Consider the following 21641-nt stretch of genomic DNA (forward strand, 5'->3'; position numbering starts at 1 on the left):
CAGCCATGCCTGACAACCGACACTGCCCCGCCTGTGGCGCGCCCAACCGCTGCAGCCTGGCCGACCCGGCTCGCGCTACCCAGGCCTGCTGGTGCTATAGCGTGACCATCGACCCGGCCGTGCTTCAGGCCCTGCCTGCCGAGCTGCGCGACCAAGCCTGCCTGTGCCCGCGCTGCGCTGCGGTTGAAGATCAACTGCGCGCCTCTGCCGCCGACTGACGGGCCCCAATGCGTCTCGACCGTTTCCTCGCCAACCTGCCCAGCCACAATCGCCAGCAAGTCCGCCTGATGTTGGCGCAACGCCGCGTGCGGGTGGACGGCCAGGTGGCCAGCAACCCCATGACCGAAGTACGCGAATTCAGCCGTGTCGAACTCGACGACCAGCTGCTGCAGACAGGCCGGCCGGCGCGCTACCTGATGCTGCACAAGCCCGCTGGCTGCGTCAGCGCCACCCGGGACCCGCAGCATCGCACCGTGCTCGATCTTCTACCCGCTGCACTGCGTGAAGACCTGCACATAGCCGGGCGCCTGGACTTCAACACAACTGGCCTGATGATCCTGACCAACGACGGCCAATGGTCACGGCGGCTTACCCAGCCCGCGACCAAGTTGCCCAAGCACTACCTGGTGGAAACCGAGAGCGAGATTGGCGAGCACTATGTGGCCAAATTCCGCGAAGGCTTCTACTTCGCCTTCGAGGATCTGACCACGCAACCTGCCCAGCTGGAGATCCTGGGCCCGCGCCAGGCGCGGCTGGCGATCGTCGAGGGGCGTTATCACCAGGTCAAGCGCATGTTCGGCCATTTCGACAACAAGGTGCTGGGGTTGCACCGCGAGCGCATGGGCGCCATCCAACTGGACCCGGAATTGGCGCCAGGGGCGTTTCGCGAGCTGACAGCAGATGAAATAGCCACGGTGTAGTCTGCCTGAGCTGGCCCCTCTGCGCGGGTGAAACCGTTCCAACGGGAGTATCCAGGCCTCGGCCTTGTGTGGAAGCAGGTTGCCCCCGAAGCAGCCGGCACCGCCATACGACCGCTCAGCGAGAAAAGTCACATTTTCCCCCGAACGGCACTTGCAGGATCCACGACCCGCTGCTTGAATCCAAATCGTCAGTCTGCATGTGACTACCAAGTCACGCCCGCAGTCGAAGACACCTTTTTGCCGGCCACCCAACGCCTCGATGCCTTGGGGCACGGCAAATTGCCCGCCAAAAACAATACCCGTCGACACACGTGCCAAGGATCGACACAGGGCCCCGCTTTCTCTTCAGGCAAATGCCTACCTGTCATAAAGAACGTGCACCCTAGGTGACGCGAATACCCTTTTTGCGCCAGGAGTCGATGAGATGAGGCCAGAAATTGCTGTACTTGATATCCAAGGTCAGTATCGGGTTTACACGGAGTTCTATCGCGCGGAAGCAGCCGAAAAAACGATCATCCTGATCAACGGCTCGCTGGCCACCACCGCCTCGTTCGCCCAAACGGTACGTAACCTGCACCCGCAGTTCAACGTGGTACTGTTCGACCAGCCCTACGCGGGCAAATCCAAGCCACACAACCGTCACGAACGCCTGATCAGCAAAGAGACCGAAGCGCATATCCTTCTCGAGCTGATCGAGCACTTCCAGGCGGACCACGTGATGTCGTTCTCGTGGGGCGGCGCAAGTACGTTGCTGGCGCTGGCGCACCAGCCGCGGCAGGTCAAGAAAGCGGTGGTGAGTTCGTTCTCGCCGGTGATCAACGAACCGATGCGCGACTACCTGGAGCGCGGCTGCCAGTACCTGGCGGCCTGTGATCGCTACCAGGTCGGCAACCTGGTCAACGACACCATCGGCAAGTACCTGCCGTCGCTGTTCAAGCGTTTCAACTACCGGCACGTCAGCAGCCTGGACAGCCACGAGTACGCGCAGATGCACTTCCACATCAACGAAGTGCTGCAGCATGACCTGGAACGGGCCTTGAAGGGGGCGCGCAATATCGACATCCCGGTGCTGTTCATCAACGGCGAGCGCGACGAGTACACCACCGTCGAAGATGCCCGGCAGTTCAGCAAGCATGTGGGCAGGAGCCAGTTCAGCGTGATACGTGACGCAGGGCATTTCCTGGATATGGAACACAAGGCCGCCTGCGAGGATACCCGCAGCGTCATGCTCAACTTCCTCAAGCCGACCCTGCGCGAACCGCGCCAACACTACCAGCCGGTACAACAGGGGCAGCATGCATTTGCCATTTGAGCGCCTCGGCGCCCTGTAGCCAATACCCGCAGCTATGGGGTGCCGACAAGCTTTTTTATAACTTGGGCTTCTAATTCGTAGAGGGTTCTGGTAAAAAGCTCAGCGCAGACGCGGGTATAGTTTAGTGGCAAAACGAAAGCTTCCCAAGCTTTAGTTGAGGGTTCGATTCCCTCTACCCGCTCCACCTTTCCTTTGTCTACGGTTTCCCGCGATCGTCCGCTGAGCATCCTGAACCATTGAAGATGCACGGTATTTTCTGACTCGACCCAGCGATCACCGGACGTTGCGCCAACATCAAACGACAGCCGCGCAAGCCATTTGAATAGTGCGCGATGCCTCAGCAGTCGAACGTCATCGCGCAAGCCGGAACGCATCTGCCATTCGGTCCTGCTCCCGTGCGGCCAGGCCTAGGCGCTGAGCCAGGGTCCGCCATTGACTTACAATGCCTTGGAAGTCCTCGATGATCTGGTCTGCCTCCGGAAGGTCCAGGCGGAAGTAACCGGCAACCTCCCGAGCCAACTCAAGATCGAGCGCGTTATCCGCATCAGTAATGTTGAGTTTCAGGCCATCTGCATGGGAGACAGGATTCATGTCATAGGCCTGGGAAAGCTTCCAGCCACGGCCTGGCACCAGAATGAAGCCGTGGTTACGAAGGTGGTCGTCAGTATTGGAGACCAGAATGTTGAAGACAATTCGTGACCACAGTTCTCTCAGGTCCTCATTGGGTTGCGAGCCTTGGTTCATGAGTACCTCTGCGAGTTCCAGATAGCTCACCCCTGTCGAAGCATCGTCGCCGTCGTTGTGTCCAGTCATGGTCATCGCTGAAGCAAAATGCAGCCGACGCCCGGCATCGGTCCGATCGAAGCGGCGTACCATGAAGCAGTGATGGTCGCTGGCGAACCTCCGAGCCTGCGCCGGAGCGACGTCAAGGCCGCAACCGTCGGCCAAGGCATTGACCACCATTTCCCATCCGCCTACATCATAGGTATCCCGTGTGCTTGGGAATTTGGCGATGTACAGGCGCCCCGCATCGTCCGCGACACTTGCCTTGGGCCTGGCACCACCGAGCGAACCGCCTGGTGCGATGAGCATACGCAGCCAGTCCTGCCCATCGACAGCGACGTTGTCAGGGTCCTGTTCAAGCGCACGACTAGCCTGTTCCAGAGCGCGGATTTCGGTAAAAGGCGGAGCCGCGACGTTGATTCGGTTATCGAGGAAGTCGCCGGCATCTTCAAGCCGGTACCGTAGCGCGCCCACTCGATACATATCGTGCACCCCGAGCAGATAATCCGACTCGTAGAGTCGTGCATCAACGGGCACCAGACCTGCCCGCTTGTCACGCTCGAATCGTCTATCCATCAAGAGGCGTCCCCAACGGTCAGGACTGGAGTCATCGAAGACCCCAAACTTGTCTCTGGGTGGTGTGGGGTACTGCGGGCCCCCGAAGGGTTGAATGCTAGGGTCCAGTTGAAGCCCAGCCAGAAGAGGATCTACCAGCGCGATATCGTCGTATTCGAATTCGAATCGCTCGGTCGCTCTGGTCCTGCGACTGTGCAGTACGCCTAGGCGTAGGGGGCCAGGCAGTCCATCCCAGTCGGCATAAACGGCAATCATGCTCATGACGGTGCGTTACCTTCACGTTTCGGCTTGCGGAGCAAAGAGGCCAAACTGTCTGTACTCGCCGCATCGGTGAATAACTCCGTTTTTTCGTCACGGACCTGCTTCCTTGCGCCTTCAGCCGTCGGCTTGTCGCCCTTCGCTTCCGCTTTCTCTGTCTTAGGTGAAGAAGAACTGTGCGGTACACCGGCTATCGGAGCAGGGTTACGAACGGCTTTCTGGGTAGCCCTTGGGCGGCTAGGTACCGCACCGTTCCTTATCAATCGAGCGTCCTGAAGTTGTCGACCAAGGTCATCCGCAACCGCCAGCTTTGCGAAATCGCCAGCCAATCCAAGAACCTGCATGACGGACAGGTAGGCGCCAATCGTGACGCCCGCCCCACCAGCCTCTAGCGAGCGCAGAGTCATTGGAGACATGCCCGCTCGTTCGGCGACTTGTTTGGCGGTCAACTTTCGACGCAGGCGCGCAAGCTTCAGCCGCTCACCGAATTCGATGAGAAGGTTGTTTGTCGCCGGCAAGAGTGGGGCTGTCTTCTTGGCCATGGCTAATATTCCGTTTCTTTCCGCAAAAAACAGCCAGAATATTAGCACTTAAATGGCCGAATCTCTAACCCCATAGGCCTCTTGCCCGCCTAAGCAAGGTTTTCAGTGCTAATATTTCATTCTTTCAATAGACAAATAGCTAAAATATTTACACCTGATTGGTAAGCTGAAGCGTCTCTCGGTAGCGTTCCTGGACGGATCGAAGTGTCTGATCCCTCTACGTTGACCTGGCCCATGGCCATTTGCCCGCTGATCCGCTTCAATGCGCAGATGGTTCCGTGAAACATTTCGAAAGGACGACGCATGTTTCTCTCCCGCTGGCTACCGGGCCTTGCCAACTTGCTGCACTACCGCCGCGAGTGGTTCCACGCCGACCTGCAGGCCGGCCTGTCGGTGGCGGCGATCCAGATCCCGATTGCCATCGCCTATGCGCAGATCGTCGGCCTGCCGCCGCAGTACGGCCTGTACGCCTGTGTGCTGCCGATGATGGTCTATGCCCTGATCGGCAGCTCGCGCCAGTTGATGGTCGGCCCGGATGCCGCCACCTGCGCCATGATCGCTGGCGCGGTGGCGCCACTGGCCATGGGCGCCCCACAGCGGATTGCCGAACTCTCGGTAATCGTCACCCTGCTGGTCGGGGTGATGCTGATCGCCGCCGGCCTGGCCCGGGCGGGGTTCATCGCCAGCTTCTTCTCGCGACCGATCCTGATCGGCTACCTCAACGGCATCGGCCTGAGCCTGATCGCCGGGCAACTGTCCAAGGTGGTGGGGTTCAGGATCGAAGGCGACGGGTTCATTCTCAGCGTGATCGACTTCTTCCAGCGCCTGGGGGAAATCCACTGGGTGACACTATTCATCGGCCTGAGCGCACTGGGCCTGCTGATATGGCTGCCACGGCGCTACCCGCGTCTGCCCGCAGCACTTACGGTGGTGGCGCTGTTCATGCTGTTGGTCGGCCTGTTCGGCCTCGACCGCTTCGGTGTCGCCATCCTTGGCCCGGTACCCGCCGGCATCCCGCAACTGGCCTGGCCACACAGTAACCTGGCAGAAATGAAAAGCCTGCTGCGCGACGCCCTGGGTATCGCCACCGTCAGTTTCTGCAGCGCCATGCTCACCGCCCGCAGCTTTGCCGCCCGGCACGGCTACGCCATCAATGCCAACCACGAATTCGTCGCCCTGGGCGTCAGCAACCTGGCCGCCGGAGTGTCCCAGGGCTTCGCCATCAGCGGCGCCGACTCGCGTACCGCCGTCAACGACATGGTCGGTGGCAAAAGCCAGCTGGTGGGTATTATCGCCGCGTTGGTCATCGCCCTGATCCTGCTGCTGTTCACCGCACCGATGGCGTGGATCCCGCAGGCCGCGCTGGGTGCCGTGCTGCTGATGGCCGGCTGGGGGCTGATCGACATCAAGTCGCTGGGGCAGATCCGCCGCCTGAGCCGCTTCGAATTCTGCCTGTGCCTGCTGACCACGGTCGGCGTGCTGGGCCTGGGCGTGCTGCCCGGCATCGTGTTTGCCGTGACCCTGGCGATCCTGCGCCTGCTGTACAGCATCTACCAGCCTACCGACGCAGTGCTGGGCTGGCTGCCGGGCACCGAAGGCCAGGTGGACATTCGCAAGCACAAGGACGCCCGCACCGTGCCCGGCCTGGTGGTGTACCGTTTCGACGACGCGATCCTGTTCTTCAACGCCGACTACTTCAAGATGCGCCTGCTTGAAGCCGTGCAGAGCCAGGCGCAGCCCAAGGCCGTGCTGTTCGATGCCGAAGCCGTCACCAGCATCGACGTCAGCGGCATCGCCGCCCTGCGCGAAGTGCGTGACACCTTGGCCGCCCAGGGCATCCTCTTCGCCATCGCCCGCGCCCGCGGCACTTTCCTGCGCATGCTGGTGCGCTCGGGGATGGCACGGCAGATGGAAGACAAGCTGCTGTTCGGTTCGGTGCGGGCGGGCATCCGCGCGTATCGGCTGTGGCGTAACCGCAATCGCCGTGTGCAGGAGGCTGCGCAAGGTTGAAAGCACCAGTACAAGCTACACAGCTTGCCTGGCGTGCTAAAGTCGCCCCCGTTCCCGCTCCACCCAACGGACCCCAGCATGCCCGCACTCGACGCCGCCCTGATTCCCTGGCCAGCACTCGCCGCCCGCCATCCCTGTGACGCCCTGCTGCTCGGCAATGGCCTCAGCCGGGCACTGTGGAAGCCGTTCGGCTACTTCTCGCTGTTCGAGGAAGCGCAGCGCGCCGGCCGCAAGAAAGGCCTGGCGGTCAGCGACCAGGCCCTGTTCAAGTCGTTGGGCACGGAACTGTTCGAGCCCGTGCTCAGCACCCTCAACACGACCGTACGGGCCAACGCCGCGCTGGCGATCAATTCCACCGCGCCGCTGAACCGCTACTATTCAATCAAGGAAGCGCTGATCCACGCCGTTCGCACCGTGCACCTGCCGTGGCCACGCATGCCGGTCGCCACCCTGGCAGCGCTCAACCAGGCCCTGCGCAGCTACCGCAGCGTCTATACCAGCAACTACGATCTGCTGCTGCCATGGGCCGTGCAACACGCACCACACGGCTTCGCCGAACTGTTCGACGAGCAAGGCTTCTTCGACGTGCGTCGCACCCACGCTGAAGGTACCCGGCTGTTGCACCTGCACGGCGGCCTGCACCTGCTCAAGCTGCCCGACGGCAGCACCCGCCAGCGCAGCGCCGACAGTGCCGAACTGCTCGATGGTTTTGCCGTGAACATCCCCGGCGAAGTGCCGCTGTTCGTCAACGAAGACCGCAGCGACGAGAAACTGCGCGCCATCCGCAACTCGGACTACCTGAGCTGGTGCCTGGGCCAACTGGCCCGGGAAAGTCAGGGGCTATGCCTGTTCGGGCAGCACCTGGACAGCACTGACCAGCACCTGCTCGAAGCCATTCGGCAGGCTCGGCCGAAGCATCTGGCGGTGGCAATACGGCCGTTGAGCGAGGCTTCGGTGATCAACCAGAAGCAGCATTTCGTCGATCGGTTGGGGGATTTGCCAGAAACGGCATTGTATTTCTTCGATGCGAGTACCCATCCACTCGGTAGCGCGGAATTGGCGACAGCATTGCCGCCAACCCGCTGACCACTCGCCCGATCAAGGCGCCGACGCGGTCGTCACCTGCACCACCGGGCCCGCTGGGCCCACCGCAACCGGCTCGGCCACCGGTGCATTGCCGCCCAACTGGCGAATCTGCCGTACCTGCTGGACCCTGTTCAGGTTTTCCCAGGCAACGGGGTAGTGCCCGGGCGACTGTTCGATCGCACTGCGGAAAAACTGCTCGGCAATGTCCAGCTTGCCTTCTACCAGGCAGACATAACCGACATCATTGCTGGCTTCGGCACGTTTTTCGACCTGCTCGAAGGCAGACACGGCCTCCTCATAGCGCGCCATGCGTGCCAGCAGCAAGCCATAGTTGCGCCACAGCGGCTTGTAGGTGCCGTCGTAGCTCACCCCGCGTTTGTAGTGCTGTTCGGCTTCGCCCCACTGCCCGGCCATGTAGTAGGAATAGCCCAGGCTGTTCTGCACGAACGCGGAACGTGGCTCGATGAGCTCGGCCAGGCGGTAGTACATCTGCGCCTCGGCGAAGTTGTCGCCCAGGTCGGCAAGCACGCCCAGGCCGTTGTACGCCTTCAGCGGGGACTTGTTGTCGACCCTGAGCGCCGCCGTCCCAGTCTGGGTGTTAGCGGGGTCCTTGACGAAACGTTTCTGATCCACCGCCACGGCCTTGGACAACAGTGCCTTGGCTTGCTCATATTTACGCATGGACAGGTTCATCAGGCCCAGTTCGGTCAGCGCGTCGGGGTTGTCAGGTGCCTTGGCCAGCACTTCGTTGAAGGCCATCTCGGCAAGCTGGTTATTGCCGCGCTCACGGTGAATGCGCCCCACCCACACCAGCGCCTCATAGCGTTCCGGGGCCAGTTCGAGTACCCGCAGGTACTGGTACAGTGCCTGGTCAAGGTCCCCCGCCTGGTAGGCCATCGCCGCAACCTGCATCGCCTGGTCGGGCGAGTTACTCTGCGTCTGCACCTGGTAAAGCACCGAGTTCCCAGTCGAATACACCGAACGCACCCCGTTCAGCTCCGGCCCCATGCTCTGGCACCCCGACAGCACGGCTATCATGGTCAACAGCAAACCGATCCTGTTCATGTCATGGCTTCCCGAACGTTTTTATTATCCCGATGATCACCGGGCCGATGGCTACCAGAAAAAAGCTTGGCCACAGACAGAAAATTAGCGGAAAAACCAGCTTCGTTCCGATTTTTGCGCCCATTTCTTCAGCGGCCTGCATGCGCCGGTCGCGAAACTCCTCGGCATAGATGCGCAAGGTCGCCGCGACACTGGTACCAAAGCGGATACTTTGCGCCAGCAGGCTGACCAGGCCTTGAATGTCCTCCAGGCCGGTGCGATCCGCCAGTTGCCTGAGTGCTTCGGTACTGGAGATACCCGCGCGGATCTGCGCATTGACCAAGGCCAGTTCCTCGGCCAGTTCGGCCTGGCTGACCGCCATTTCTTCGGCCACCCGCTCGATAGCCTGGGGCAATGCCAGGCCCGACTCCACGCACACCACCATCAAGTCCAGGGCATCAGGAAAGGCCGCCCGCAAGCGCCCCTGGCGCGCGGTGCGGCGTTTGTCCACATACATCGCCGGTAGCAACCAGCCAACGGCAGCGCCCATGACCACCACGCCCAGGCCGGTCAGCGGGGACAGGTTCGGCACCATGGGCAATATCAGCAGCGACACGCCCGACAGCGTCAGCGGCAACAGCAGACGCACGGCCCAGTACACTTGTAGCGACGACGCCGAGCCGTAGCCGGCATGGGTCAACAGGGTTCGGGTGGCCGACACTTTGCCGGCTGCAGACGGCGTAATGCGCCGCCCTACCCGCTCCAGCAGCAGCTGCAGGTTGCCGGGCGCCTCCCGCCCGGTCGCAGCACTGGAATGATCACGCTTGATCAAGGCAAGGCGGCGCTGCAACGGGCTCTGCAAGCCCAACACCAGCAGCGTCACGGTAATGACCGCGATGACTGTGCTCACCCCGATCGCACCGACGATCAGCAGGCGTGCCAACGCCTCACTGTCCGTCACCCCACTCAACAAACCGAGCAAATAGTCCATGACTGACGCTCCCCCTGCGAGAACTGCCTAGATCTGGATACGGATAATTCGACGAATCCAGAAGATCCCTACCAACATGGAGCCGAAAGCCCCCATGACGAACATCTGCCCGGTAGGATCCTTGATCAGCAACGTCAGGTAGTCCGGGCTTGTGACAATGATCGCTGCCGCCAGCAGGAAGGGTATGGCCACCAATATCCAGGCCGACATCCGCCCTTCGGCCGACATGGTCTTGACCTTGCGCTGAAAGCGGAAACGCCCACGGATCAGGTTGCTCAGGCGCTCCAGCACTTCGGTCAGGTTGCCGCCGGTCTCGCGATGAATCAGGATCGAGGTCACCAGCATCATCACTGTCATGCTGGGCATGCGCTCCAGCAGGCCGAGCATGGCCCGGCGCACGTCATTGCCGTAGTTGATGTCGGCGAAGGTCAGGCCGAATTCCTGTGCCACCGGCCCCTTGTGCTCATCCGCTACCAGGCGCAGGGTTTCATTGAACGGGTGCCCGGCACGCAAGGCCCGGCACATGGCCTCCAGGGCATCCGGCAAACCTTCCTCGAACTTGGCGAAACGCTTGCCACGGTCACGGATGATCTTCAGCAATGGCAACCAGAACGCCACGAACGCAGCCGCCAGCGCCAGCCACCAGTAGGGTAGGAACAACCAGACCAGCATGCCGCTCGCCGCTGCCAGCACGAGCCCGGTCAACAGGACCCGATAGGCCCGGTACTCATGCCCGGCCTGCTCGATCATCTGCGTCAGCGTGGCCATGAACGGCAGTTGCTCGAGCCGCGCCTCCAGCGGCGACAGGCGTGTCAGGTATTTCTGCCGCAACACGGTCTGCATGTTCGGCAGATGGCTTGCCCGCTCCAGGATCACCAGGCGCCCGCGGATACGCTTGCGCACCTTGCCCGCCTCGCCGAACACGGGGACCACCAGCCCCTGGCTGAGCAGGAACACGGCAATGAACACCATGCCGAGAAACACCAGGATGTATTCGCCGGGTATCTGGTTCATGGCTGACGAGCCTCCATCCATTCAGGCCGGAACATCGACAGCGGCAATTCGATGCCGCGCTTGGCCAGGGCATCGCGAAACGCCGGCACCATGCCACTCGGGCGGAAGTCGCCAAGGACCTGGCCCTGCTCGCCTACACCGTTGCGCACGAAAGAGAAGATCTCGGTCATGGTGATGATTTCGCCTTCCATGCCGTTGATTTCCTGCACACTGACCAGGCGCCGCTTGCCGTCTTCCTGCCGCTCCAGCTGGATCACCACATCGATCGCCGATGCGATCTGCTGGCGCATGGCCTTGATCGGGAACGTGGCGCCCGACATCAGCACCATGTTCTCGATCCGGCCCAAGGCGTCGCGCGCGGTGTTGGCGTGGATGGTGGTCAGTGAGCCGTCGTGGCCGGTGTTCATCGCCGTCAGCATGTCCAGCGCCTCGGCGCCACGCACCTCGCCGATCACGATACGGTCGGGGCGCATCCGCAGGCTGTTGCGCACCAGCTCGCGCTGGCCGACCTCGCCGCGCCCCTCGATGTTCGCTGGCCGGGTTTCCAGGCGCACCACGTGCGGCTGCTGCAGCTGCAGCTCGGCGGAGTCCTCGATGGTGACAATCCGTTCGTTGTGCGGAATGAAACTGGACAGCACATTGAGCATGGTGGTCTTGCCACAGCCGGTGCCGCCAGAAATCAGCACGTTCAACCGCCCCCGCACGATCGCCTTGAGCAGCAAGGCAATGGCTGGCGTCAGCGCGCCGGTCTGGATCAGGCTGTCGGTGTTGAGCAGGTCCACGGCAAAGCGGCGGATCGAGATACTGGGCCCATCGATGGCCAGTGGCGGAATGATCGCATTGACCCGCGAGCCGTCCTTGAGCCGGGCATCGACCAACGGCGAAGACTCGTCGATACGCCGCCCCAGGCTGGAGACGATGCGATCGATGATGTTGAGCAGGTGCTGGTCATCGCGGAAACGCACGTCGGTGCGCTGCAACTTGCCGAACCGTTCGACGTACACCGAGTCATGGCCATTCACCAGGATGTCGGACACCGTGTGGTCGGCCAGCAGCGGCTCCAAAGGGCCGAGGCCGAGCACTTCGTCGGTGATCTGCTTGATGATCAACTGGCGGCTGGCAGAGCTCACCGGCGCCGAATGCTCGTCGAGCAGGCGTTGGCAGATGTCGCGGATCTGGCGCACGGCCTCGGCCTGCCCGAGCGAGTCGAGCAAGGACAGGTCCATGACCTTCAGCAATTGCTGATAGGTCTTCTCGCGCCATTCGGCTTCCACCTGGGTGACCTGGCTTCTGGTTTCGAAAAGCACATCCGGGGCTGATTGCTCCCAGGCCATCAGCGCCTCCGCCGCATCCTTGCTGCCGCCACTTGGCATGGGCGGCGAGGCTGCCTCCGGGGTGCCAGTCTGTTTGCGTAAACGGTTACGGAAATCGTTAAGCATGGTTCACCCCCGGAAGACACGCTTGAAGGCGCGCTTGAACAAACCGTTGTCAGCGGCCACCGCTTCGCCAGCCAGCGCCTCGGCCAGGCCACGCAGCGCCTGGGCGATCGCAGACCGAGGCGCTTGCAAAGCCAACGGCACACCGGTGTTCTGGCTCTGGTTGATGACGCTGAAGTCGTTGGGCAGTTTCACGATATTGGTACAGCGCAGCGCCTCGCCGATGTCCTTGAGGCTGACCGGGGCCGCCTTGTCGTAGCGGTTGACCACCACCTCGAGCTGGTTGCCCCGTACGCCCAGGTCATCCCGCAGGATGCGCGCCAGGGCGCTGGCGTCACGCAGGTGATTGACACTTTGCTGCATGACGACGTAAACCCGGTCAGCCTGTTCCAGCACCGAAGCGGTGATGTGGTCGATCTGCCGTGGCAGGTCCGCCACCACCCAGTCATAGTTGGCGCGTGCCAGCTGCAACAGTTTGTCGAGCTGTTCGGCCTGGACATCCTGCGGCAGGCACAGCTCATTGGCGCGGCTGCCAAGCACATGCAGCGAGGGGCTGAAATGGCTGCAGAAGCCGCGCAGGGCGACACCATCCATTTCTTTTATCTGCTGCAGCACATCCAGCTGGCTGTGCGACTGGGCAACATCCAAGTGATGCGACACGCTGCCGAACTGCAGGTCGAGGTCAAGCAACAGGGCGTTGCCCTTGAGGCTCAACTGATGTGCCAGGTTGCAGGCCAGTACCGTGCCGCCTGAGCCACCCTTGGCATTCATCACCGCGACCAGCTTGCCGGTCGACTCGCTGCTGGTCTGGGTCTCCGTGACCATACGGCCCAAGGCAGCGATAAGCTCCGTGGCCACGATCGGCTCCGGCAGAAAATCGCGCGCACCGGCCTGCATCGCCAGGCGCATGCCTTCCCGATCATCCAGCAGGCCACACAGCAACAGCGGCGGGCGTTCGTGGGCCGGGCGTTGCAACAGGGCTGCCAGTTCCTCGCGCCACAGCTGGCCGACGCGCAACAGCAGGAAGTCGGGCATCCGGTCCAGGCCGAACAGCGGGTCGTTATGACCATTGCCCACCTGCCGAACATTGACCTCGAGTGCCGGAATGCGCTGGCAGATTTCCTGCAACTGGCGCAAGGCCAACGCGTCCGAGCTGCTGATCAACAGGCGCTTCCTGGACTTGCTGGAAGTAGCGGATACAGAGGCTTCACTCAGATTCAGCATGGTGTGATCTCCGGTGCGACGTCCGCCCTGGGATGACGGCCAAGGCTTTCGCGAGGCAGGGTCGCCTTGAATACGGGCAAGGTGATGGGTACCCCGAAACCTGGAATGAACAGGCTGAACTGGAAGTTCTGCAGGGTCAGCTGGACATAGCGCACAGCGGCAAATCCGCTGGCATTCACCAGGTCACCGGGGCTGGCCACCGGCGCGCCGTTCTGGTCCAGGTAGCGCAGGGTCAGGTCACCGGTGTCCAGGTCGGCCAACAGGCTGCTGACGCCACTGTCACCGGCGCTGTTGAAGATCGCCCGGCGCAGCACGACCGGGTCGCTGATATTGCATACCGCCGCCAGGCGTGCGCCGCGCCGCACGGATTCGTTCAGCACATTCACGGTGTAATACAGCCGCCCCATTTCCAGCACCCCGAACAACAGGGTGAACAGCAACACGCTGATGAAGGCGAACTCCACCACATACACCCCCTGCATGCTGCGCTTCATCACAGTGCCCTCATCACGGTGGTGGCGACCAGCGGGAAGTTCAGCGCCACGCTGTTGCCGACAAAGGCCGGAATGCCGCTGGCGATCAGCGGGGAAAACACATAGCTGATGGTCACCTGCACGTGGTCGCTGGTACCCGCCACCTTGGCCACCTGCACGGTGGTGTTGGCCGGCATCCCGGTCAGGCTGCAGGGCGGCGCAGAAGGAGCGCCGAACACCGCCACGTATTTGGTCATGCACTCGAGGTCGGGGCTTACCTCGACCTGGCCAAGGGTCGCGTTCCAGGCCCGGCTGGCGACGTAACGTGCAGCATCACGGCTGCCCTGCAACAAGCTGTTGTACTGGTAGAGCATGCGGCCGAATTCGCCAAAGACCAGCAAAGTCAGCAACAGCAATGGCAGGGTCAGCGTGAACTCGACGATTGCCACCCCTTGCTGGCGCCGCGCGCGCTTGAGCCGGTGAAGTTCCATGACACGCTCCTAGGAGTCGATGCTCGGTGTGCCACTGCCATTGATGAAGGTCTTGTACAGCTGGATGATCTGCGGGCCTGCATCGTCCTGCGGCGTGGGCCCGGGAACATTGTCGCCATCGCACTGCTTGACGAACTGGCCGAAGATCTGCGAATCCCCACCTGCGCTCTGGGCTGGCTGGAGCACGTAGAAACAGCCGAAACCAAGCACCGGAATCGAGCTCGCCCCTGCATTCTTGCCTGAGCAGTCACCCACCACGATGCGCAGTATCCTGCGCTCGAACACCCCGTTTGACTCGCACCCCGCTCCACCACCCGCAACACACGCCGCAGCACGTGCGGCATAGTCGTTGTAGTCGAACAACTGGGTGCCACCGGCCGAGAGGTTGCCATTGCTCGAAGCAACAGGCTTGCCGCCGTACTCCACCCGCCCTGGTGCGACAGCGTCGTTGTAGGTCATCAGTGGATTGCTGTAGGTGGTCACCAGGTCAGGCGGATAGTCGCTGCCCCGGTATGGCCCCGTGTAATCGCCGAAGCGCGTATTCAGGCCCTGGACGGAAGGGCCGACGGTGTTGCCAGGCTTGGTATCGACGCTGTCACCGACGTTACGGCAAACCGAGCCGCCGCCGGCCATGAGTTCGCCCACCTCCTTGCCGCCCGCGCCAAAGTCGAGCAGCTGGAAGTTGCCGGGGCCAATCGGGTCGCTGTTCTTGGCGGCAGACTTCAACACCTCCAGGTCACCGAAGCGGTAGCCCCAGAACATGCCGGCATCCGGGTTGTATTTTGCCGGGTCGCCACACACCAGCAGTGGCGCAAGGTTGCAGGGGCTGGTCGGGCTCGGCCCGGCTGTGGCGATCGCGGTCAGGCTCTTGGCACCGACGGTGCCGGTACCGATCGACTGGGCAATGCTCCAGAAATAGCCCGCCAGCGAGTAGTTCGCGACCTTGACCCGCACGTAGCTGGCATTGGCTGGCCCGGGGAAGGAGAACGGCCCATAGACGTTGTCGGCCAGCTCCACCACGGCGAATGCCCCAAGGTTGCCCCCGATGGCCGTCAGCAGTTCCTGGTTGCCCGCTGCCTTGGCATTCTCGTTCAGGGTAAACAGCGCGGCATCCCGTGTGGCACTGGCGGCGTTGCCTGCACCCATCACCTGGCTCAAGGTCTTCGCGCCACTCAGGGCGGCGGCATCCACGGCATTCTGCAGGCGGGTCTTGTTCAACAGCATATGGCCGCCATCGAGCACCAACGCCGCCATCATCAGTATCGCGACCAGGGCGATCACGATAATGACAGTCACTGCCCCCCGCTGCTGGCCTGGCCAGGCGGTGAACGCACGTTGAGCTCGAGGAGTCATGATCACGCCCTCAATCGTTGCTGAACTTGATCTGGATCGGCTGGCCAATCTGCTGCGCTTCGCCGGTCGCGCCCCGATAGCCATTGACCACCTTCTCCAGCAACGGGCCATCGACGCCTGCGGCCGGCAGCTCGGTGCCCGGGTGGGCGGCAACCTCCTTGTCGGCAATCTGCTGGTAGTTGGTCTGGTAGACGCTGTAGCCCAGCGGGCCCACCCGGCCTGGGTCGTAGGTAATGCAACCGGACAACCCCGATACAAGCGCGCAACACACGATCACGGTTCTCATGCTGGTTTCTCCGATCAGTTCAGATCATGGCCAAAATTGCCACCGCTGACCCCAAGGCTGACGGGGACCGCGCGACCGGGCTCGCTGCCCTTGGTCTTGCCAAGCAGGTAGAAGTCCAGGTCACTGGGTTCGACGAATTTCTCGGTGGGCAGGCGTACCGCCTTGGCATCCACGGGCTTGGCCAGGTGCGGTGTCACCAGGATCACCAGTTCGGTTTCACCGTTGATGAACGACTGGCTGCGGAACAGGTGGCCGAGCACCGGCAAATCCCCCAGCCCCGGGAACCGGCTGACGAAGTCACGGGTGTTTTCGCTGATCAGGCCGGCGATGGCGATGGTCTGGCCATTGCCCAGTTCGACCGTGGACTCGGCGCTGCGCTTGGTCAGCGACGGAATCAACTGGGCCACACTGTCGCCCAGGATGCTGCCGAGGCCGGTGTCGAGCACCAGCGAGTTGGCGTTGGAAAGCTCGCTCACCGAGACATTCAGGTTGAGGTTGATGCGGCCGGAATCGAGCACCACCGGCATGAACTTCACTCCGACCCCGAATTCCTTGTACTCGATGGTAATGCCATCGTCCTCGGTGATCGGTACCGGGAATTCGCCACCGGAAATGAACTCTGCCTGCTGGCCGCTCAGGGTAGTGAGGGTGGGTTCGGCCAGCACCTTGGCAGAACCATTGTCCTTGGACGCCTCCAGTACCACGTTGAACAGAAAGTCGTCGGACAGGAACTGGGCGAACAGGCCCTTGCCACCCCCAATCAGCGAACCGGGCGAAAGCACCGTGCCGCCACTGGGTGACAGGCCCAGCCCCTGACCATTGTTGAAGCCACCACCGCTCCAGTTGCCGCCAAAGCCAAGGGCATTGAAGCGCACGTTGAGGTTCTTGATCAGGCTGCGCTGCATCTCGGCCACCTTGACCTCCAGCATCACCTGCTGGCCACCACCGACGCTGAGCAGGTTGATCACCTCCAGCGACTGGGCCGGTGCCGCTGCGGCAGCCTCGCCCTTGCCTTGCACCACGCTCGAGGTTTGTGCGGCATAGGTCTTGGCAATCTTCATCGCCGTGTCCATGGCCGCAGCGCTGCTCACCTGGCCGCGCAGCACCAGCGCGCCCTGGGCGCTGAACACCTCGATGTTCTCTGCTGGCAGCAGCTGGTGCAGTTTGGTCTTGAGCCCGGTAAGGTCATGCACCACTTCCACATCGAAGGTTTCGATCAAGCGGTTGTTGGCGTCCCACAACAGCACATTGGTAGTGCCCAGCGAGCGCCCGAGCAGGTAGAGCTGGGTCGGGCTGGTAATGAGGATGTCGGCAATTTCCGGGTTGCCGACCGAGATCTTCCTGACCGCGGTACGGCTGCTGATCGTACGCGACTTGAAGATCGGTACCTGGACTGCATTGCCACTGGCCGCCGGCAGGGAGCTGAATTCAGACCCAGAGCCTTCCGCCTGGGTAGCGCCAGCGATCAGCAACTGCATACCCAGCCCGCACAACAGGTACAGCCCTACTCTCTGCCAAGTATTCATTCACGACTCCTTGCGAAGTGATCTTGTTCCCACCGAAGGTTAGCCACTGCACGCGCAACTGCTTCAAAACCTTGTTTTCGCTATTTCGACTTCTGTCCCGCGAATGATGGTGACCGCGCCACCGCCACTGCCGCGGTTCACCACCGCTTTCGGTTGCGCTCTGATCACTGGCGGCGCAGCCTTGGGTGGCTCGGCGGCGGCAATGACTGGAGCAGGTTTCTGCGCGTCCAGCGGGTTACGCAGGGCCAGTTGCAGTTTCCCTTCGGATTGCGCCTTGACCAGCACCTCTGCCTCTTTGGCCGTCATTTCCAGGGTCACGGCACGCACCACCACCGGTTGCGTCTTGTCGGTCCCCGCCGTCTGGTCCACGGCCAGTACCCGCAGGTTTTGCAGAATGGTCGTGGACTCGGCCTGGTTACTGCTGCCATCGCTCTGCCTGGTCGCCAGTACGTCGACCCGGTTACCCGGCAGGAGGAACCCGCCCACCCCGACCACATCGTCGACACGCACCGAAATGGCCCGTTTTTCCGGGGCAATCAGCGACGCCAGGGTACTGCCGCCCAAGTGCTCGGCGACGCGTGCGCTGCGCAGCACATCGCCGCGCAGCAGGGCGAAGGTGGCGATCTTGCCTTGCACCTTCTCGGTACTGTCGAAGGCATCGTCGGGCACGGTATCCTTGGGCATGCGCACCAAGGTGACCTGCTGGGCCTCGATCATCTGCCCGAACGGGATCTCCACCGTGGCGATCACCACGTTCTTCATGTTGTCATCCGGGGAGGCCTTGAGCCGCCCGTTCAGCCAGTTGTTGGCCATCAAGGCGGCGCCAAGCCCCAGGGTCAGGGAAACGGCAACCAGGATCAGCGTGCGGGCACTCATGTGTGCATCTCCTTATCCAAGGAAGTCGATCTGGACGAAGTAGTTTTGCCAGGCCCATTTCAGTTCCTGCGCCGACAACGGCCCCTCGCCGCCCAGGTAACGCTGGCGGTCGAGCGCCATGCTCAGCAGGTCGCGCGGGTGGCACGGCACCAGCGGCACGCCCTCGGCCTCGTAGAGGGCCTGCAGCGCGTAGCGCAACAGCGCCGGCTCGTAAGCCAGGCCCAGGCGCTCGCACTCCTGGCGCCAGATGCGCTCGTACTCATCGACCTTCAGGTAGCTGAACTGCAGCTTGTAGCCAATGCGCCGCAAAAAGGCCTCGTCGGCCAACTCCAGCGGATTGAGATTGGTGGAGAACACCAGCACCAGGTCGAACGGCAGTTCGCAATGGCGCCCGCCCCCCAGGTTGAGGAAGTCGCGCTTTTCTTCCATCGGCACGATCCAGCGATTGAGCAGCTCGGCCGGGGCCATGCGCTGGCGGCCCATGTCGTCGATGATGAACAGGCCATTGCTGGCCTTGAGCTGCAGGGAAGCCTGGTATTGGCGGCTCGCGGCGTCGAAGCGGATATCCAGTTGCTCCATGCCCAGTTCGCCGCCGGTGATGACGACCGGGCGCTTGCAGCGGACCAGCCGCCGATCGATACCTTCGTTGAGCAGCAGGCTGTTGTGTTGGCCGTCCTCCTCCAGCGGCTGATGCACCTGGGGGTCGAAGACCTCGATGACCGATTCGTTGATCTCGATGGCGCGGGGGACCCAGATGGCTTCCCCGAACAGGCGAATCAGGCGGCTGCTGATGTAGGTCTTGCCAGTGCCAGCAGGGCCGTAAATCATGATGGCGCGCCCGGAGTTCAGCGCTACCCCCAGTTGATCGAGCATACCCTCCGCAAGCACCACGCCCGCGAAGGCGCTTTGCATGTCCTGGGTAGTGATGCAGCCATGGTGGATGGTCTGCAGCTTGAGCAGGTCACGGTAGGCATTTACCGGAAAAGGCGCCGCACCGATGTAACCACTGCGCGCCAGTGCATCACGGGCAGTACTGCGGCCGCGCTCGGTCAGGCCGAAGCGCAGCGCCTGCCCTCCCGATTGCACACCGACCTGGCCCAGCACCTCGACGCGGCCTTCCTTGCGCAGGAAGGCCAATACTTCTTCTACCACCGCGCCGGTCAGCGCCAGGCGCTCCACCAGGCGCGACAGGTCCAGGGTACCGGCGTCGTGCAGGTGCTTGCACAGCAAATCACCGAGAAAGCTTTCGGCCAGGCCAGTCTCGCGAACCGTACGTGGCTGAGGTGCCAGGCTTTGCACTGCTTCCTTGGCGAAGGCGCAGGCACCACTGTCTCTGAGTGCATACATCGTTAGCCTCCCAGGCTATTGGCCAAGCGGTTGCCAGAAAAGGCTGACAAGGGTTCCGGACAGGATTGCGACTGAATAAGGAAAAGGCTTGCCTGCAACTTCATCGGCCGTCGGTGCAAAATAGGCCTGAGCCGTCAACACCAACCAATAGCGTTGCAAAGTCTGTTTCAACTGTCCGCGTATGAACACTATCGACATCCCGCATACACCACCCGCAATCAGGCTAAGAAGTGCAGCCGAAAGTGCTTCATGTGGTGTAAGAAAGGTACCGACCATGGCCATCAACTTAACGTCGCCGGCGGCCATGCCCCCCAGCGCGTACATCGGAATAAACACGGTAAAACCTAGCGACATGCCCAGCACGCCATCACCCAGCCCGGCAAATCCCGCCGCGTGAACCTGGCCTGCCAACCCCAACCCCAGCCCCAACAAGATCAACAGGTTGGGAATGCGGTGGCTGCGAAGATCGCCAACCACCGCAATGCCCAACAGCCCTAGCAGCACGACAATGGCGGACAGAGACTCTGCTGACATTGCTGCATCCCCCTTGGGGCCTGGTGAAGAATTGATTCAAGGAGCAGGGGTACCGCCGAGGGCAGTAATCAGTGCGTTGATCTTGGTCTTTACTGCGGTACCCAAGTTGGTGAAAGCCGTCACCAGAACGAGGGCGATCAACCCACCGGCTACTGCATATTCCACAACGGTCAGGCCGTCTTCGTCTTTGACAAACTTCGTGACCGAAGCCTTGATTGTTTGCAGAGTCATTTTCGCTCACCTCGCTAAGGACAATGTTGTTCTTCCCGGGCAGTGGCGGTTTGCACTACCTGTGGAGAATCCTAGTCAGGGGCTGGGCATAGTCGTTAGGAGTTTTTTGCGATTCGCTAGGACTTTTTTGCGGCTTTTTGCCATCACCTGAAAGCATCACAACGCCGGTGAAAACAAGCGGGAAAATGCTATGCGAGACGCGTTTACAAATGCATTTGCTGACGATTCCGGACATGCATCGGCAATTTCCTCCAGTGCCGACAAACGGTAACCCGCTGCAAACCCCAGGTATCTAGCGGAGAGTGTCTGGAATCAGTGCCTTAACCCACACATAGAACTCAATAAAAAAAATTGAACTAGCCTGATAACCAATCGTTCGGCAGGCCAATCGTCTATTGTCGATACTTCAGCACGTAGGGAAACCCGCCAGGAGCAGGTTAAGCATGATGTCTAACTTGGGCAGAAAGCCGCTGTTGCTGTGGTTCGATCTGACCCGCGATCGATCCACCGAAGCATTGATGGCGCAATTCAGCCATGTCTGCGATTGCAAGCTGGCAAAAACGGTCACGGCTGCCGAGCGCCAGCAGGCAGACATGATCTGCATGCATTTCGATCGCCCCGACACGCTCAACCTCAACCTGCTGCTGGAAGTGAAGCGCAACTCCCCTTCCGTGCCGATCACCATGTTCACCGTGCAGCACTCCGAAGAGCTGGCGGTCTGGGCCATGCGTTCACGCGTCTGGGAGTACCTGGTGCTGCCGCTGACCGGCAGCGAGATGAATCGTTACCTGGATGTGCTGAAACAGCTTTGCGAAGTCCGTCGTGTCGCCAACCGCCAAGGCAATGCGCAGCAGATCGACCATCTGCCGTCCCTGCCAGACAGCATTCGCCTGACCAACGAACACCACAAGCACAAGGCGCTCGGCAAGGTCATGCCCTACATCGACCAGCATTTTCGCGAATGCATCGACCAGAAGGACCTCGCCCAGCGCTGCGGCATGACCACGGCTCGCTTCAGTCGGCTGTTCAAGGAGGTCAATGGGCTTGGTTTTGTCGAGTACATCCTGAGCAAGCGCATGAACCTGGCCATGGACCTGCTTGCCAACAGCCAGATGCCCATCACCAGCATCGGCTATGAGGCCGGTTTCAAGGACCCATCCTACTTCGCCCGCGCCTTCAAGCAGTTCACCAACTGCACCCCCAGCGAGTATCGCCAGGCCAGCCAGCTCGGCGGCGTGGTCAGCGAAGCCGATCCGTTGCAGAACGCACTGGCGCGCGTACTGGAAAACGCCTTGCCGACCAGTGCGGCGTTTCACAAGAACCGCTGA

General features: G+C 61.8%; 23 protein-coding genes and 1 tRNA gene. 7 read left to right on the plus strand and 17 right to left on the minus strand.

Annotated features, from left to right (window positions below; genetic code table 11):
• Positions 1–5: 5 nt before the first annotated feature.
• The 4 genes from ACJA3S_RS20490 to ACJA3S_RS20505 all read left to right on the plus strand — a co-directional run bounded on the left by ACJA3S_RS20490 (position 6) and on the right by ACJA3S_RS20505 (position 2416).
• Positions 6–218 carry a cysteine-rich CWC family protein gene (locus ACJA3S_RS20490; protein WP_406819801.1) on the plus strand — a complete coding sequence of 71 codons (213 nt, stop codon included), beginning with the start codon at positions 6–8 and terminating at the stop codon, positions 216–218.
• 9 nt (positions 219–227) lie between these two features.
• Positions 228–920: a pseudouridine synthase gene (locus tag ACJA3S_RS20495; protein ID WP_406819802.1), complete on the plus strand. Its 693-nt coding sequence runs from the start codon at positions 228–230 to the stop codon at positions 918–920.
• A gap of 424 nt (positions 921–1344) precedes the next feature.
• A complete protein-coding gene (locus ACJA3S_RS20500; RefSeq protein WP_406819803.1) occupies positions 1345–2232 on the plus strand; it encodes an alpha/beta fold hydrolase in 888 nt (295 codons plus the stop codon).
• 110 nt (positions 2233–2342) lie between these two features.
• A tRNA-Gly gene (locus tag ACJA3S_RS20505) sits at positions 2343–2416 on the plus strand.
• 167 nt (positions 2417–2583) lie between these two features.
• Here ACJA3S_RS20505 and ACJA3S_RS20510 read toward each other — a convergent pair.
• The 3 genes from ACJA3S_RS20510 to ACJA3S_RS20520 all read right to left on the minus strand — a co-directional run bounded on the left by ACJA3S_RS20510 (position 2584) and on the right by ACJA3S_RS20520 (position 4696).
• A complete protein-coding gene (locus ACJA3S_RS20510) occupies positions 2584–3852 on the minus strand; it encodes a type II toxin-antitoxin system HipA family toxin (RefSeq protein WP_406819804.1) in 1269 nt (422 codons plus the stop codon).
• On the minus strand, positions 3849–4391 hold the full coding sequence (locus tag ACJA3S_RS20515; protein ID WP_406819805.1) for a helix-turn-helix domain-containing protein: 543 nt from the start codon (positions 4389–4391) through the stop codon (positions 3849–3851). The genes ACJA3S_RS20510 and ACJA3S_RS20515 overlap by 4 nt, the downstream gene beginning before the upstream one ends.
• A 116-nt stretch (positions 4392–4507) precedes the next feature.
• Positions 4508–4696, minus strand: coding sequence for a hypothetical protein (locus ACJA3S_RS20520; protein ID WP_406819806.1), 189 nt, complete (start codon positions 4694–4696; stop codon positions 4508–4510).
• Between ACJA3S_RS20520 and ACJA3S_RS20525 the strand changes: the two genes are divergently transcribed.
• Positions 4695–6401 (plus strand): SulP family inorganic anion transporter, encoded by a 1707-nt coding sequence (locus ACJA3S_RS20525; RefSeq protein ID WP_406819807.1) that lies wholly within the window; start codon positions 4695–4697, stop codon positions 6399–6401. The genes ACJA3S_RS20520 and ACJA3S_RS20525 overlap by 2 nt on opposite strands.
• A 78-nt stretch (positions 6402–6479) precedes the next feature.
• Complete coding sequence (locus ACJA3S_RS20530) at positions 6480–7487, plus strand: DUF4917 family protein (RefSeq protein WP_406819808.1); 1008 nt, start codon at positions 6480–6482, stop codon at positions 7485–7487.
• Between the two features lie 12 nt (positions 7488–7499).
• On the opposite strand, the gene ACJA3S_RS20535 is transcribed toward ACJA3S_RS20530, so the two are convergent.
• The 14 genes from ACJA3S_RS20535 to ACJA3S_RS20600 form a co-directional block, all read right to left on the minus strand.
• Entirely contained in the window at positions 7500–8552 is a 1053-nt protein-coding gene (locus ACJA3S_RS20535; protein WP_170032122.1) for a lipopolysaccharide assembly protein LapB, read from the minus strand.
• 1 nt (position 8553) lies between these two features.
• Positions 8554–9522 (minus strand): type II secretion system F family protein, encoded by a 969-nt coding sequence (locus ACJA3S_RS20540; protein ID WP_170032124.1) that lies wholly within the window; start codon positions 9520–9522, stop codon positions 8554–8556.
• Between the two features lie 27 nt (positions 9523–9549).
• Positions 9550–10536, minus strand: coding sequence for a type II secretion system F family protein (locus ACJA3S_RS20545; RefSeq protein ID WP_406819809.1), 987 nt, complete (start codon positions 10534–10536; stop codon positions 9550–9552).
• Complete coding sequence (locus ACJA3S_RS20550) at positions 10533–11975, minus strand: CpaF family protein (protein WP_406819810.1); 1443 nt, start codon at positions 11973–11975, stop codon at positions 10533–10535. Before ACJA3S_RS20550 ends, ACJA3S_RS20545 begins: the two co-directional genes overlap by 4 nt.
• Positions 11976–11978: 3 nt before the next feature.
• The gene (locus ACJA3S_RS20555) at positions 11979–13196 is read right to left on the minus strand and encodes an AAA family ATPase (protein ID WP_406819811.1); all 1218 of its coding nucleotides are present in this window, start codon (positions 13194–13196) and stop codon (positions 11979–11981) included.
• Positions 13190–13693, minus strand: coding sequence for a TadE/TadG family type IV pilus assembly protein (locus ACJA3S_RS20560; RefSeq protein ID WP_170032134.1), 504 nt, complete (start codon positions 13691–13693; stop codon positions 13190–13192). Before ACJA3S_RS20560 ends, ACJA3S_RS20555 begins: the two co-directional genes overlap by 7 nt.
• Positions 13690–14160, minus strand: a complete 471-nt coding sequence (locus tag ACJA3S_RS20565) for a TadE/TadG family type IV pilus assembly protein (RefSeq protein WP_170032137.1) — start codon at positions 14158–14160, stop codon at positions 13690–13692. Before ACJA3S_RS20565 ends, ACJA3S_RS20560 begins: the two co-directional genes overlap by 4 nt.
• 9 nt (positions 14161–14169) lie before the next feature.
• Entirely contained in the window at positions 14170–15516 is a 1347-nt protein-coding gene (locus ACJA3S_RS20570) for a TadE/TadG family type IV pilus assembly protein (RefSeq protein ID WP_406822283.1), read from the minus strand.
• 7 nt (positions 15517–15523) lie between these two features.
• A complete protein-coding gene (locus ACJA3S_RS20575; RefSeq protein WP_186685210.1) occupies positions 15524–15799 on the minus strand; it encodes a hypothetical protein in 276 nt (91 codons plus the stop codon).
• A gap of 14 nt (positions 15800–15813) precedes the next feature.
• Positions 15814–17325, minus strand: coding sequence for a type II and III secretion system protein family protein (locus ACJA3S_RS20580; RefSeq protein ID WP_406819812.1), 1512 nt, complete (start codon positions 17323–17325; stop codon positions 15814–15816).
• A gap of 63 nt (positions 17326–17388) precedes the next feature.
• Positions 17389–18201: a Flp pilus assembly protein CpaB gene (gene cpaB, locus ACJA3S_RS20585; RefSeq protein WP_406819813.1), complete on the minus strand. Its 813-nt coding sequence runs from the start codon at positions 18199–18201 to the stop codon at positions 17389–17391.
• 12 nt (positions 18202–18213) lie between these two features.
• Positions 18214–19548 (minus strand): AAA family ATPase, encoded by a 1335-nt coding sequence (locus ACJA3S_RS20590; protein ID WP_406819814.1) that lies wholly within the window; start codon positions 19546–19548, stop codon positions 18214–18216.
• A 15-nt stretch (positions 19549–19563) separates the two neighbouring features.
• Entirely contained in the window at positions 19564–20082 is a 519-nt protein-coding gene (locus tag ACJA3S_RS20595) for a prepilin peptidase (protein WP_406819815.1), read from the minus strand.
• A 36-nt stretch (positions 20083–20118) separates the two neighbouring features.
• Entirely contained in the window at positions 20119–20313 is a 195-nt protein-coding gene (locus ACJA3S_RS20600) for a Flp family type IVb pilin (protein ID WP_170032152.1), read from the minus strand.
• A gap of 443 nt (positions 20314–20756) precedes the next feature.
• On the opposite strand from ACJA3S_RS20600, the gene ACJA3S_RS20605 reads away from it, so the two are divergent.
• Positions 20757–21641, plus strand: coding sequence for a helix-turn-helix domain-containing protein (locus ACJA3S_RS20605; protein ID WP_406819816.1), 885 nt, complete (start codon positions 20757–20759; stop codon positions 21639–21641).

This window comes from Pseudomonas sp. KnCO4, assembly GCF_045344305.1.
In the GTDB taxonomy this organism is placed as follows: Bacteria; Pseudomonadota; Gammaproteobacteria; order Pseudomonadales; family Pseudomonadaceae; genus Aquipseudomonas; species Aquipseudomonas anuradhapurensis.

Excerpts from the sequence above, each read along its gene's own strand:
- ACJA3S_RS20555 (WP_406819811.1), bottom strand. The coding sequence starts at position 13,196 with ATGCTGAATCTGAGTGAAGCCTCTGTATCCGCTACTTCCAGCAAGTCC.
- ACJA3S_RS20600 (WP_170032152.1), bottom strand. The coding sequence starts at position 20,313 with ATGACTCTGCAAACAATCAAGGCTTCGGTCACGAAGTTTGTCAAAGAC.
- ACJA3S_RS20500 (WP_406819803.1), top strand. The coding sequence starts at position 1,345 with ATGAGGCCAGAAATTGCTGTACTTGATATCCAAGGTCAGTATCGGGTT.
- ACJA3S_RS20515 (WP_406819805.1), bottom strand. The coding sequence starts at position 4,391 with ATGGCCAAGAAGACAGCCCCACTCTTGCCGGCGACAAACAACCTTCTC.
- ACJA3S_RS20545 (WP_406819809.1), bottom strand. The coding sequence starts at position 10,536 with ATGAACCAGATACCCGGCGAATACATCCTGGTGTTTCTCGGCATGGTG.
- ACJA3S_RS20550 (WP_406819810.1), bottom strand. The coding sequence starts at position 11,975 with ATGCTTAACGATTTCCGTAACCGTTTACGCAAACAGACTGGCACCCCG.
- ACJA3S_RS20510 (WP_406819804.1), bottom strand. The coding sequence starts at position 3,852 with ATGAGCATGATTGCCGTTTATGCCGACTGGGATGGACTGCCTGGCCCC.
- ACJA3S_RS20575 (WP_186685210.1), bottom strand. The coding sequence starts at position 15,799 with ATGAGAACCGTGATCGTGTGTTGCGCGCTTGTATCGGGGTTGTCCGGT.
- ACJA3S_RS20520 (WP_406819806.1), bottom strand. The coding sequence starts at position 4,696 with ATGCGTCGTCCTTTCGAAATGTTTCACGGAACCATCTGCGCATTGAAG.
- ACJA3S_RS20590 (WP_406819814.1), bottom strand. The coding sequence starts at position 19,548 with ATGTATGCACTCAGAGACAGTGGTGCCTGCGCCTTCGCCAAGGAAGCA.
- ACJA3S_RS20535 (WP_170032122.1), bottom strand. The coding sequence starts at position 8,552 with ATGAACAGGATCGGTTTGCTGTTGACCATGATAGCCGTGCTGTCGGGG.
- ACJA3S_RS20525 (WP_406819807.1), top strand. The coding sequence starts at position 4,695 with ATGTTTCTCTCCCGCTGGCTACCGGGCCTTGCCAACTTGCTGCACTAC.
- ACJA3S_RS20530 (WP_406819808.1), top strand. The coding sequence starts at position 6,480 with ATGCCCGCACTCGACGCCGCCCTGATTCCCTGGCCAGCACTCGCCGCC.
- cpaB (WP_406819813.1), bottom strand. The coding sequence starts at position 18,201 with ATGAGTGCCCGCACGCTGATCCTGGTTGCCGTTTCCCTGACCCTGGGG.
- ACJA3S_RS20595 (WP_406819815.1), bottom strand. The coding sequence starts at position 20,082 with ATGTCAGCAGAGTCTCTGTCCGCCATTGTCGTGCTGCTAGGGCTGTTG.
- ACJA3S_RS20540 (WP_170032124.1), bottom strand. The coding sequence starts at position 9,522 with ATGGACTATTTGCTCGGTTTGTTGAGTGGGGTGACGGACAGTGAGGCG.
- ACJA3S_RS20605 (WP_406819816.1), top strand. The coding sequence starts at position 20,757 with ATGATGTCTAACTTGGGCAGAAAGCCGCTGTTGCTGTGGTTCGATCTG.
- ACJA3S_RS20490 (WP_406819801.1), top strand. The coding sequence starts at position 6 with ATGCCTGACAACCGACACTGCCCCGCCTGTGGCGCGCCCAACCGCTGC.
- ACJA3S_RS20580 (WP_406819812.1), bottom strand. The coding sequence starts at position 17,325 with ATGAATACTTGGCAGAGAGTAGGGCTGTACCTGTTGTGCGGGCTGGGT.
- ACJA3S_RS20495 (WP_406819802.1), top strand. The coding sequence starts at position 228 with ATGCGTCTCGACCGTTTCCTCGCCAACCTGCCCAGCCACAATCGCCAG.
- ACJA3S_RS20565 (WP_170032137.1), bottom strand. The coding sequence starts at position 14,160 with ATGGAACTTCACCGGCTCAAGCGCGCGCGGCGCCAGCAAGGGGTGGCA.